At 68.7% G+C, this 12,157-nt stretch carries 9 protein-coding genes; 5 read left to right on the top strand and 4 right to left on the bottom strand.

Translation table 11 applies throughout. The annotated features are described in order from the left end of the window. Positions 1–10: 10 nt before the first annotated feature. The 3 genes from ACSQ3N_RS03655 to ACSQ3N_RS03645 all read right to left on the bottom strand — a co-directional run bounded on the left by ACSQ3N_RS03655 (position 11) and on the right by ACSQ3N_RS03645 (position 2,932). Positions 11–1,285 carry an MFS transporter gene (locus tag ACSQ3N_RS03655; RefSeq protein WP_369817116.1) on the bottom strand — a complete coding sequence of 425 codons (1,275 nt, stop codon included), beginning with the start codon at positions 1,283–1,285 and terminating at the stop codon, positions 11–13. Between the two features lie 205 nt (positions 1,286–1,490). Beyond that, on the bottom strand, positions 1,491–1,952 hold the full coding sequence (dtd, locus tag ACSQ3N_RS03650) for a D-aminoacyl-tRNA deacylase (RefSeq protein ID WP_056164412.1): 462 nt from the start codon (positions 1,950–1,952) through the stop codon (positions 1,491–1,493). After that, complete coding sequence (locus ACSQ3N_RS03645; RefSeq protein ID WP_056164409.1) at positions 1,949–2,932, bottom strand: cation diffusion facilitator family transporter; 984 nt, start codon at positions 2,930–2,932, stop codon at positions 1,949–1,951. Before ACSQ3N_RS03645 ends, dtd begins: the two co-directional genes overlap by 4 nt. 150 nt (positions 2,933–3,082) lie before the next feature. On the opposite strand from ACSQ3N_RS03645, the gene ACSQ3N_RS03640 reads away from it, so the two are divergent. The 4 genes from ACSQ3N_RS03640 to ACSQ3N_RS03625 all read left to right on the top strand — a co-directional run bounded on the left by ACSQ3N_RS03640 (position 3,083) and on the right by ACSQ3N_RS03625 (position 7,964). Continuing rightward, entirely contained in the window at positions 3,083–4,651 is a 1,569-nt protein-coding gene (locus ACSQ3N_RS03640) for a sensor histidine kinase (protein WP_056164406.1), read from the top strand. A 43-nt stretch (positions 4,652–4,694) separates the two neighbouring features. Further along, positions 4,695–5,321, top strand: a complete 627-nt coding sequence (locus tag ACSQ3N_RS03635) for a response regulator transcription factor (RefSeq protein ID WP_056164402.1) — start codon at positions 4,695–4,697, stop codon at positions 5,319–5,321. Between the two features lie 1,342 nt (positions 5,322–6,663). Then, positions 6,664–7,161 carry a GlcG/HbpS family heme-binding protein gene (locus tag ACSQ3N_RS03630; protein WP_056417144.1) on the top strand — a complete coding sequence of 166 codons (498 nt, stop codon included), beginning with the start codon at positions 6,664–6,666 and terminating at the stop codon, positions 7,159–7,161. A gap of 98 nt (positions 7,162–7,259) precedes the next feature. After that, complete coding sequence (locus ACSQ3N_RS03625) at positions 7,260–7,964, top strand: ankyrin repeat domain-containing protein (RefSeq protein ID WP_436145610.1); 705 nt, start codon at positions 7,260–7,262, stop codon at positions 7,962–7,964. Positions 7,965–8,302: 338 nt separating this feature from the next. Here the strand turns inward: ACSQ3N_RS03625 and dbpA are convergent, their stop codons facing one another. Beyond that, positions 8,303–9,721, bottom strand: coding sequence for an ATP-dependent RNA helicase DbpA (gene dbpA, locus ACSQ3N_RS03620; RefSeq protein ID WP_436145609.1), 1,419 nt, complete (start codon positions 9,719–9,721; stop codon positions 8,303–8,305). A 131-nt stretch (positions 9,722–9,852) separates the two neighbouring features. Between dbpA and ACSQ3N_RS03615 the strand changes: the two genes are divergently transcribed. Further along, entirely contained in the window at positions 9,853–11,925 is a 2,073-nt protein-coding gene (locus tag ACSQ3N_RS03615) for a putative bifunctional diguanylate cyclase/phosphodiesterase (RefSeq protein WP_436145608.1), read from the top strand. Positions 11,926–12,157 lie beyond the last annotated feature (232 nt).

Below are 12,157 nucleotides of genomic sequence, written 5' to 3'. Positions count from 1 at the left end.
GCGCCAAGCACTACAGGGCGCTGCGCTGCAGCAAGGGCGAGCGCGGCAAGAACCGGAATGCGGTCGACGCCGCCGCCAGCATGCACGCAATGCAGATCATCACCGCCTGGTAGGGCTCGTGCCCCTGGCGCTGCGCCCAGGCGGCCAGCAGGCCGGTCAGCCACTGCATGAGCGCAATGCCCATGAACATCGACATCGTGTACAGCGACAGCGCGCGCCCTGTCATCTCGGCGGGGTAGGACGAGCGCACGTCCGCGTACTGCAGCACGCCGTAGCCCGACAGCAGCCCCATCAGAAAGATCAGCACCACATTGGCCACGGCATGGTGCAAAAAGGCCATGCCCAGGAACAGCGCCGCCATCAGCAGCGAGAAATTGGTGATCCAGCGCCGCCGCCGCGCAGGCCCCGGGTCCACGCGGCCGAACAGGGCGGGCATGAACAGCGAGATCACCGACAGCACCAAGGCCACATTGCCGCTGTCCACCAGCGAAAACCCATACCGCCCCATCAGCAGCGGCCCCAGCCACAGGCCGCGCAGCGTCAAAAAGGCTGCATAGCAGCACATGCCCAGGACCAGAATGCCCCAGGTGTGCGGCACCCTGAACAGCGCCCCGAACCGCCGCGCCGCCTGCGCCCACGACTCGCGCGGCTGCTCTGCCGCCCGGGGCAACGCCGGCTCGCGCACCCGCAGAAAAATCAACAGCCACGCCAGCAGCGACAGCACCGACAGCACCGCAAAGCCGGTGCGCCAACCCCAGGTCTGCACCATGAACGCCAGCGGCGTGCCGGTGAAGATGAGCCCCAGCCCGCCCACCCCCATGCCCAGGCCCGAGAAAAACGCAAACCGCTGCGCCGGAAAGTGGCGCGCAATGAACACCGTGCTGGCCAGAAAGGCCGGCGAACAGCCCACCCCGATGAGCAACTGCCCCAGCATCAGCCAGCCGTAGCTCGGCGCAGCAGCCGACACGGCGGCACCGACTGCGGCCAGCGGAAATGCCGTGAGCACCGTGCGGCGCAGGCCGTACAGGTCCATGCCGATGCCCATGAGCAACTGCGCCACGCCGAACGACAGTCCGAAGAGCCCCGCAAACGCGCCCAGCGAATCCGGCGAGATGCCGAAGTCGGCCTGCAGGCCGGTGGCGATGATGCTGGTCACCGTGCGGTAGGCCTGGCTCAGCGCAAAGGCCGACAGCAGGCACAGGTACATGGCCCACAGGGCGCGGGGCGGCGATGGCAGCGGGGCAGACGATGCTGGGGTGGGGGGTGGGATGGCGGCTTCAGTCACGGAGAGGGACAGACAAGGGTGCAGGCAAGGGCACAGTCAAAGGTGCAACGCAATGGAAAGGCACCCGCCCGAGCCTACAGACTTTGCAACCCGCACGCCGTCGCAGTGCGGACACGCCCCTGCAGCGCGGATGGCACTGGCACTGGCACTGGCACTGACACTAGTGATAGGGATAGTGCGACGGCCAGCGCGCGGGCGAGTCACGTCAGGCAACTGCAGCGCCCGCAGGCGCGATCCGCAGCGGTATCGTCACCGGCCCGTCGTTGACCAAATGCACCTGCATGTCCGCAGCGAACTGGCCCGTGGCCACCTGCGGATGCACGGCCTGGGCGCGGGCCACCAGGTAGTCGTACAGGCGCCGCCCCTCGTCGGGTGCAGCGGCCTGGGTGAAGCTGGGCCGGTTGCCGCCGGTGGTGTCGGCCGCCAGCGTGAACTGGCTGACCAGCAGCAGGCCACCCGCAATGTCCTGCACGCTCCGGTTCATCTTGCCCGCATCGTCAGAAAAGATGCGCAGCTTCAAGATCTTGGCGAGCAGCTTGTCGGCCTCCGCCTCGGTGTCGCCGCGCTCGGCGCACACCAGCACCAGCAGGCCCGCGCCGATGGCCCCCACGGTGCGGCCCTCCACATCCACACGCGCTTCGCGCACACGCTGCAAGACACTGATCATGACTTCTTCGACTCTTCTTTCTGGGGTGGGTGGAAAGGCCCGTGGGCGCAGTCGGACCCGGTGCCATGCCCGGCGGCCTCCACGTCGGCAGGCAACAGCTCGATGGTGGCGCGCAGCCCCGGCACCGCTGCCATCAGCGCGTGCTCGGCCTGGGCGCGCTGCTCGGCCGCCTGGCGCAGTGTCCAGTCGGCGGGCATGTGCAGGTGCAGGCTCACGAACTGACGCTGGCCCGCGCGGCGGGTGGCCACGTGGTCAAAACGCAGCGTGCCCGGCGGCTGGGCCTGCGCCAGCGCGTGCAGCGTGGCGTCAATAGTGGCCTGCACCGCAGGGTCGGCGGCCTCGTCCATCAGGCCCTGCGACGAGCGCCACACCAGCGCGACGCCTTCTTTGAGGATATTGAGCGCCACCAGAATGGCGGCCGCGGCGTCGAGCCACACCCAGCCCGTGAGCACAGCGCCCGCCAGCCCGACGAGCACGCCCGCAGAGGTCCACACATCGGTCAGCAAATGGCGCGCATCGGCCTCCAGCGCGATGGAGCGGTGCACGCGCGCCGAGCGCAGCATGAGCCAGGCCAGGCAGCCGTTGAGCACCGAGCTGGCGACCGACAGCCCCAGGCCCCAGCCGATCTGCTCCAGCGGCTGCGGCGTCAGCAGCCGGTGCACGGCGGCCCACACGATGCCGATCGACACCCCCACGATGAGGATGCCCTCGAAGCCCGATGAAAAATACTCGGCCTTGTGGTGGCCATACGGGTGGTCATCGTCCGCAGGCCGCTGCGCGATGGTGACCATGGCCAGCGCGAACACGGCGGTGGCCAGGTTCACGAACGACTCCATCGCATCCGACAGCAAGCCCACCGACCCGGTGATGTACCAGGCCAGCGTCTTGAGAACGATGGTCACCACGGCCACGGCCACCGAGGCCCACAGCAGGTGCCGGGGCGTGAGGCGTTGGGAAAGTGGTGGGGCGCTGGCAGACATGGGCGGGATGGTGGTGCGGCGGCAGGTCACCGCGCCGCTCGTCCCATTACACCAGAGCCCGGCCGGCGCGGAGGGCGCCGCCAGCGAGCCTGGCGGGTTGCAGCGCTGCCCGCCGCCGCGCGCCCCGCACCCCATGCCAGAATCGGCGGCATGACCAAGGCATGGCGCCGCCACTTCGCAGGACTGCATCTCGCCGCGCTGCTGCTGTGGGCGGTGGTTGCCTGCGCGGGTGCCGTGTGGCTGGCATCGGCGCGCCTGCAGCAGCTGCACGCGGCCTTCGAGACCGACGCCCGCATCGTGCACCGCCTGCTGAGCCAGCGCGTGGTGCAGCACGACGCGGTGATGTCCACCCTGGCCCTGCTGCAGCCCCCGTCTGAACAGGCGCCCGGCGATGCCACCGCACCTGCTGCCACCCTGCCCCGCCTGCCATCGGTGTACCCGCAGATCCTGTCGGTGTTGCAGCGGCCTGCCGACGGCGCCTGGCCTGCCGCGCTGCAGGCCCCCCTGGCTGCGGCAGAGGCCGCATCGCGCCGCTCGGGCCACCCCGAGATGGCGCTGCCCGACCTGCCCGCAGGCCGCTTCTACCTGGTGCTGGCCAGCACCCCGGCCAGCCATGCGCTGCAGATCGACCTGCGCGCCACGGTGCCGCAGGACGAATGGCCAATGGACATGGCGACGAGCCCGGTGCGTGTGACGCTGGAGCACGCGGGCGCCGCTTTTGTCGTGCAGCCGGGTCGGCTGGGCGGCGGCCTGGGCTGGTCGTACGAATTCCACAAGCTACTGGCCGCGGCCAGCCAGCCGCTCGATGTGGTGGCGCGCCGCCAGGTGGGGATGGCAGAGCTGCCCTGGCTGGCCATGCTGGGCTGGTGCGTGCTGACGGCAGCACTGTGGGCCGGTGGCGTGGCCTGGTGGCGCCAGCGCGTGGCGCGCCAGCGGGCCGAAGAACTGCTGCGCCTGGGCCAGGTGGCGCGGCTCAACACCCTGGGCGAGCTGGCGGCCGGCATGGCGCATGAACTGAACCAGCCGCTCACCGCGCTGCTGTCCAGCACGCAGGCCGCCCAGCGCCTGCTGGCCGACGAGCCGCCGGACCTTGCCACCGCCCAGACGGCCATGGCCCGCGCCGTGGAGCAGGCGCGCCGCGCCACCGCCGTGGTGGGCCGCCTGCGCCGCCTGGTCGAGCGCCCCGACCTGGCCGGCCAGGCCCAGCCGCTGGCGCCCGCTGCCGCCGTGCAAGACGTGCTGCACCTGCTGGAGCCCGAGATGGCGCAGCGCGGCGTGGCCCCCACGGTGGCCGTCGCCCCCGACCTGCCCGCCGTACTGGCCGAGCCCGTGGCCCTGCAGCAGATCGTGCACAACCTGCTGATGAACGCGCTGCAGGCGCTGGACCAGGTGCCGCCCGCCGAGCGCCAGCTGGCACTGCGCCTGTGGATGCCGGACGCCGCGCATGTGGCGCTGTCCGTGCGCGACCACGGCCCCGGCGTGCCACCCGAGGCGCGCGCGCACCTGTTCGAGCCGTTCTACACCACGCGCACCGGCGGCCTGGGGTTGGGCCTCACGCTGTGCGAAAGCCTGGCGCAGGCCATGGGTGCGAGCCTGGTGCTGGCGCCACAGCCGTCGTCTGCCAGCGAGCGGGGCGCGGAGTTTGTGCTGACCTTGCCCGCGGCGCCCGGCACGGCCCCGCTGCAGCCCACGCAGCCATCCCACGCCAGCGCGCCGTAGCCCAGCCCTGGCCCTCGCCACATCCACCGCCAACGTTATCGCCATGACCACCGACAACGCCACCTCGCTGTCCCCCCTGATCCACCTGGTGGACGACGACGCCGCCGTGCGCGAGGGCCTGTCGCTGCTCATCAGCACCGTGGGACTGCGCGTGCAGGCCTGGGCTGAGCCGCAGGCTTTCATGGCGGGGTTTGACCGCGCCAGCATCGGCGCCATCGTGCTCGACGTGCGCATGCCCGGCATCAGCGGGCTCACGGCGCTGGAGCAGTTGCTGGCGCAGGGTGTGGACCAGCCCATGATCTTGCTCACGGGCCACGGCACGGTGGAGATGTGCCGCCGCGCCTTCAAGGCCGGGGCGGCGGAGTTTCTGGAAAAGCCCGTGGACGACGAGGTGCTGATCGAGGCCCTGCAGAACGCGGTGCGCCAGCATGTGCGCTCGCGCGAACGTCACCAGGCCGACCAGCAGGCGCGCGAGCGTTTTGCCCAGCTGTCGGCGCGGGAGCGTGAGGTGCTGGGCCTTATTGTGGAAGGGCTGACCAACAAGGAGATCGGCAAGGCGCTGGCGCTGTCGCCGCGTACGGTGGAGACGCACCGGGCCAATCTGTTTGGCAAGTTGGGGGCGGAGTCGCTGGCGCAGTTGATACGGCGGTATGCGGCGCTGGTGGAGTGAGGCGTTCTCGGGTGGCTGCTCACGGCGTAGGACCCGCGACCGCCATCCGTTCGGGTTGAGTCTTTCGCGACCGGGTCAGATTGAATCCCACCCGTTCGGGTTGAGCTTGTCGAAACCTGGGCGCTCGATCCACGCCCGTTCGGGTTGAGCCTGTCGAAACCTGGGCGCATCGGTCCACGCCCGTTCGGGTTGAGCTTGTCGAAACCTGGGCGCATCGGTCCACGTCCGTTCGGGTTGAGCTTGTCGAAACCTGGGCGCATCGGTCCACGTCCGTTCGGGTTGAGCTTGTCGAAACCTGGGCGCTGCTCGCAGGCTCGCTGATGGGCAGCATGCCTTTGTTGAGGGCGGAGGCCGGGAGTCGCCCGGCGTGCGAGTAACTTTCTTTCGCGTCGCCGAAAGAAAGTCACCAAAGAAAGGGCGACCCTACAGCCTGCGTCCCCACTCGCCCTGCGGGCGAGTGGGGCAACCTGCGGTGCTCGGTCGTGGGGTGCGCTGCGGAACTCGCTGCGCGCTGCCGCGCTACGCTCAAACATCCGCAGCGAGTCAGTTCACGATGCGTGTGTCCTTCGGCACACGCTCACCCCACGCCCTGCGCTCCTCGGCGCATCCTGAAGGGATGGGGGAGAGGACATCCACACGGGCCATCGCGTTGCTCGGCCCCGAACGCGCAGGCGCTGCGCGCCGCGACCGCCAGGCCGAGCGAAGCAATGGCCCGTGTGGCTGTTCGGCTGTCCACCCCCTGTGGCTGCGCCTGCGGCGGGGCGGTTGCGGGGTGAGCATGCGCGTCGGAGCGCGCACGCCTCGTCATCTAGCTCGCCGTGGCTGTCTGAACGGAGCGCCAACGGCGCGCAGTGAGTTCCACGGCGCACCCCGCAACCGCCCCGATGCAGGTTTGCCCCGTAGCGCAGCGAAGGGGTCGCAGACTTGGGGTCGCCTTCTCTTTGGTGACTTTCTCTTGGCGAACCAAGAGAAAGTTACCGCGCCGCCGGGCGCGCACCCCGGCTCCCGCGCTCAACACAGGCACGCCTCTCAAACCAGCGAGCTAGCGAGCAGCGCCCAGGTTTCGACAAGCTCAACCCGAACGGATAGGGGTAGTAACACGCACAGGCTTCGACAAGCTCAGCCCGAACGGTCGGGGAAGTCTAGGCCAAAGGCGTCGACACACTCACCACGCGACCGGCAGCAAGCCGCAGACCCCGGCAAGGCATCCGCCCATCACTGCGTAGTTCTACGGAGCCCTGCGCGTAACCGCACGAATGTGCAACAACACGCGCATTTCCTACAGTTCTCCCACGGCGCCACAACCCGTGGCACCGGCCCCAAACACCGGAGAACAAACACCATGCAAAAGACCATCGCCCAGACCGCCGCCGCCATCACCCTGGCCCTGATCGCCACCGCCGCCAGCGCCGAAGGCGTTCGCACCGAAAAGAACATCTCGCTCGACCTGGCCAACCAGATCGCCGCCCACACCGTGGCCGCCTGCACCGCCAACGGCTACAACGTGACCGCCACCGTGGTGGACCGCGCCGGCACCGTGCGCGCCGTGCAGCGGGCCGACAACGCAGGCCCCCACACCCTGGAAGCCAGCCGCCTGAAGGCCTACACGTCCGCATCGGCCAAGAACACGACGCTCGCGATCATGGAAGGCTCGCAAAAGAACCCCGCCGCCGCCAACCTGGGCCAGATCCCCGGCTACCTGCTGCTGGGCGGTGGCGTGCCGCTGAAGGTGGGCAATGAAGTCATCGGCGCCGTGGGCGTGGGCGGCGCGCCCGGCGGCCACCTGGACGAGCAGTGCGCCATGGCGGGCATCGCCAAGGTGGCCGATCAGCTGAAGTAAGTAAGTAAAGCCTGCAGCGTCCGCGCCTCCTGAGCAAGGGCGTGGACGCTGAGCAGTCACCCGCCGCCGCAACCTCTACTGCAAAAGGGACACACGCCATGAACCGAACCACCACCTTGCCCCTGGCCCTGCTGGCCGCCGCCCTGCTGCTGGCGCACCCCGCCCAGGCGCAAGTGCCGCCCACGGCCGCGCAGGCCGCCGCCTACCAGGGCCTGCACGCCGCTGCAGCGCGCGGCGACACGGCCAAAGTGCAAAAACTGGTGGCGGCCCGTGCCGATGTGAATGCGCGCGACAGCTATGGCCGCACGCCGCTGCACGTGGCCACGTTTGCCCGCCAGCGCGATGTGATCCGGCTGCTGGTGCAAGCCCAGGCCGACATCAATGCGCTGGAGAACGACCGCTACGACGCGGTGACCATCGCCGCCGTGGCGGACGATGAAGACACTCTGCGCCTGCTGCTGCAACTGGGCGCGAGTGCGGCGCAGGTCACCAGCCGCTACGACGGCACCGCCCTGATTGCCGCAGCGCACCTGGGGCACGACGGCGTGGTGCGCCAGCTCATCGCGGCCGGCGCGCCGCTGGACCATGTGAACAACCTGCACTGGACGGCGCTGATCGAGTCCATCGTGCTGGGCGACGGAGGCACGCGCCACCAGGCCACCCTGCAGGCGCTGCTGAAGGCCGGTGCCAGCCAGGCGCTGACGGACCGCCAGGGCAACACGCCGCTGCAACTGGCGCGCCAGCGGGGCTATACCGCGATGGTGCAGATGCTGGAGAACCCGGGTGCGGGGCGGCCGCTTTGAGCTGTGCTGGTTCTGCCGGAGCCAGGCCTGAAGCTGTGGCTGCGATGGCGCGGTAGGCTGCAGTAGCGCCAGTCATTGCGAATGCCAGGCAGGCAGGCAGGCAGGCAGGCAGGCAATTGCTATACAAATAATAGCTGCCAGCGCTTGACCAACAAGCGGTAGCGGCCAGTTTCACTTGAATTTCTACCCCACCAGCACCGAGCCAACCTCTGGTACCGGCGCTCGCAGTGGTGGACCACCCTGACCACCCACCTGCAAGGCGTGTCGCAGGCCAGGAGGCAGGATGCTATTGAAACAATAGCTGCCAGCGCTCTACCAACAAGCGGTAGCGGCCTTTTTCATTCAAAGTCCTGCTCGCCCGTCACCAGGCGCGCCTTCACGGTCTTGCCCTTCACGCGGCCCTGGTTCAGGCGCTGGGCAGCCTGTGCGCCGATGGCGCGGTCCACCGCCACGTAGGTGGAGAAGTCGTTCACGTTGATCTTGCCGATCTGCTCGCGGGTGTAGCCCATCTCGCCGGTCAGCGCGCCCAGCACGTCGCCGGCGCGGATCTTTTCCTTGCGCCCGCCGATGATCTGGATGGTGACCATGGGCGGCACCAGCGGGCCGCTGCCCGTGGGGGTCAGGTCAGCCACCGGGTACCAGCGCGACTCGCGGCCCTGCAGCACCTCGATCTTGCCCACGCTGCCCATCTCGTCCAGGCTGGCCAGGTTCAGCGCCAGGCCCTCGGCGTCGCCCCGGCCGGTGCGGCCGATGCGGTGGATGTGCACCTCGGGGTCGGGCGTCACGTCCACATTGATCACGGCGGCCAGGTTGGCGATATCGAGGCCGCGCGCGGCCACGTCGGTGGCCACCAGCACCGAGCAACTGCGGTTGGCAAACTGCACCAGCACCTGGTCACGCTCGCGCTGCTCCAGCTCGCCGAACAGCGCCAGCGCGCTGAAGCCCTGCGCCTGCAGCACGCCCACCAGGTCGCGGCACTGCTGCTTGGTGTTGCAAAACGCAATGGAAGAGTCGGGCCGGAAGTGGTTGAGCAACTGCGACACGGCGTGCAGGCGCTCGCTGTTCTTCACCTCGTACCAGCGCTGCTCGATCTTGCCCTCGGCATGCTGGGCCTGCACCGTAATCTGCACCGGCGACTTCATGAACTGCGCGCTCAGCTTGGCAATGCCTTCCGGGTAGGTGGCCGAGAACAACAGGGTCTGGCGCTCCTTCGGGCACTGGCGCGCCACGGTGACGATGTCGTCGAAGAAGCCCATGTCCAGCATGCGGTCGGCCTCGTCCAGCACCAGGGTGTTCAGCGCTTCCAGGCTCAGGTGCTGGCGCTCCAGGTGGTCCATCACCCGGCCGGGCGTGCCCACCACGATGTGGGCGCCGTGCTCCAGGCTCAGCATCTGGCCGCGCAGCGGCACGCCGCCGCACAGGGTCACGACCTTGATGTTTTCTTCGGCGCGCGCCAGGCGGCGGATCTCGGTGGTCACCTGGTCGGCCAGCTCGCGCGTGGGGCACAGCACCAGGGTCTGCACCGCAAAACGGCGGGGGTTGAGGTTGGCCAGCAGCGCCAGCGCAAACGCGGCGGTCTTGCCGCTGCCGGTGCTGGCCTGCGCGATCAGGTCCTTGCCCAGCAGTGCGGGCGGCAGGCTGGCCGCCTGGATCGGGGTCATCTGCGTGTAGCCCAGCTGCTGCAGGTTGGCCAGCATGGCGGGGTTCAGCGCCAGCGTGCTGAAATCAGTGCCGGCTTGGTTTTCTTTGGAGGTCATGCCCCGATTATCCGGCCACGCCCTTTTTGCGACGCACCGGCACGCCCTGCGCGGCGCCCAGCACCCGGGCAACTACCCGAGCAGCGCCGCCGGTGTATCGGCTATAACCGGGAATCCAGCACGGGTGGGACATGCCACATTCCAACAATACCGCAGCGAATGCACCAGCAGGCCAGGGGGGCGCGAGCGACTCGCTGCTGCGCCTGATCGCCGATTCGGTGCCCGCGCTGATGGCGTATTTCGAGGTGCCCGCGCTGCGCTGCCGCTTTGCCAACCAGGGCTACGCCGCCTACAACGGCCACAGCACCGACTCCATCCTGGGCCTCACGGTGCAGGAGGCCATTGGCGACAAGGCATGGGCGGCCATAGCGCCGCATGTCGAGCGCTCCACGCGCGGCGAGCACGTGAAGTACACCCGCGAGCAGACCCTGCCCAACGGCGAGGCGCGCATGATCGAGGTCAACCTGATCCCGCACTTCGGCGCCGATGCGAGCCTGCAGGTGGGCTCCTTCGTGCTGATCACCGACATCACCGAGCGCTGGCGCGCCGAGCGCACCGTGCGCCAGAGCGAAGAGCGCATGCGCAAATTCACCGAGGCCACCGAAGAGGCCATCGTGTTCCACCGCGACGGCATCATCACCGACGGCAACGAGGCGCTCACCCGCCTGACAGGCTACGGACTGGCCGAAGTCACCGGCCTGTCGATCTTCAACTTCATCAGCCCCGAGTGGCGGTCCGTGGCGCTCGACTACACCCGCACCGGCCGCGAAGACCCCTACGAGGTGACCATCCGCCACAAGGACGGCCACGGCATTCCCGTGGAAGTCGTGGGCAAGACCATGCCGCTGCACCACGCGGACTACCGCATCGTGGTGGTGCGCGACATCACCGCCCGCAAGCAGGCGCAGGAGCGCGAGGCCTTCATCGCGCTGCACGACCCGCTCACGCAGCTGCCCAACCGGCACTTCCTGATGGAGCAGCTGTCGCAGGTGCTGTCGCTGGCGCGCCGCCGCCATGGCAGCGCGGCCGTGCTGTTCGTGAACCTCGACCACTTCAAGACCGTGAACGACTCGCTGGGCCACCGCGCCGGCGACCAGCTGCTGTGCCACGTGGCCGAACGGCTGCGCCAGGGCGTGCGCGACGCGGACGTGGTGGCCCGGCTGGGCGGCGACGAATTCGTGGTGGTGCTCACCGACGTGCAAGGCCCCGACGACGCCACGCAGGTGGCCGACAAGCTGCTGGACGCCATGCACGGCGCCTTCACCGTCGAGCAGGTGCCGCTGACGATTTCGCCCTCGATCGGCATCAGCCTGTTTCCGGACCACGCCGCCACCGGCGACGCACTGCTGCGCTGCGCCGACGCCGCCATGCACCACGCCAAGGACAACGGCCGCGGCAACCGCCAGGTCTACGCCCCCGGCATGGACGCCGGCGGCATCGACGTGCTGCGCCAGGAACGCCAGCTGCGCGACGCCATCCTGACCAACGCCTTCGTGCTGCACTACCAGCCGCAGATGTGCCTGGCCGACGGTTCGCTCAAAGGCTTTGAAGCCCTGGTGCGCTGGCAACACCCCGAGCGCGGCCTGGTCGGCCCCGACGAGTTCATCACCTTCTCCGAATCGCGCGGGCTCATCACACCCATTGGCCGCTGGGTTATGCGCGAGGCTTGTCGCCAGCTCAAGGCCTGGCAGGACCAGGGCCTGGCCATGGTGCCCGTGGCCGTCAACCTCTCGGCCCTGGAGTTCCGCCAGCGCGATGTGGCCGGCGAGATCGCCGCCGTGCTGCGCGACACGGGCCTGGCGCCGCAATACCTGGAGATCGAACTGACGGAGTCGGTCTTGATGCACCAGACCGGCGACGTGCTGAGCACCCTGAACGCCATCAAGTCGCTGGGCGTGGGGATCTCCATTGACGACTTCGGGACGGGGTACTCATCGCTGGCGTACCTGAAGCGTTATCCCATCGACAAACTCAAGATCGACCGGTCGTTTGTGGTGGATACCCCGGGGAATGCGGATGACGTCGCCATCGTCACCGCGATCATTCAGATGGGGCGCAGCTTGCAGATCATGACGGTGGCGGAGGGGGTGGAAACGCAGGCGCAGGTGGAGCTGCTGGCGGGGTTGGGGTGCGACATGATTCAGGGGCATGTGGTGGCGATGCCGATGGGGGAAGCGGCCGCACTGGACTGGCTGGAGCGGTAGCGCAGGAGCAAAGCTCGACCAGCCAGTGTTCGCATCAAAATCTGCGGCCCCAGAGCGGGCGGGTTGATAAATCACGGAGCCGCGTGTTGATTTTGGCGTCGGCACTTTAGTGCCCCTGACGTCCGTCACGAAAAAAAGTGGCACCCGAATCAAATAGGGGATTTTTGGGTTAATGCTTGCCTGCCTACGCTTTGCTGTTCATGCCGCTGGCGCGTGTTCGCAAAATTTCATT

The sequence above is a fragment of the Acidovorax sp. LjRoot194 genome, from assembly GCF_964253015.1.
Taxonomy (GTDB): Bacteria; Pseudomonadota; Gammaproteobacteria; order Burkholderiales; family Burkholderiaceae_C; genus Acidovorax.
This window is presented reverse-complemented; position numbering and strand designations above follow the sequence as displayed.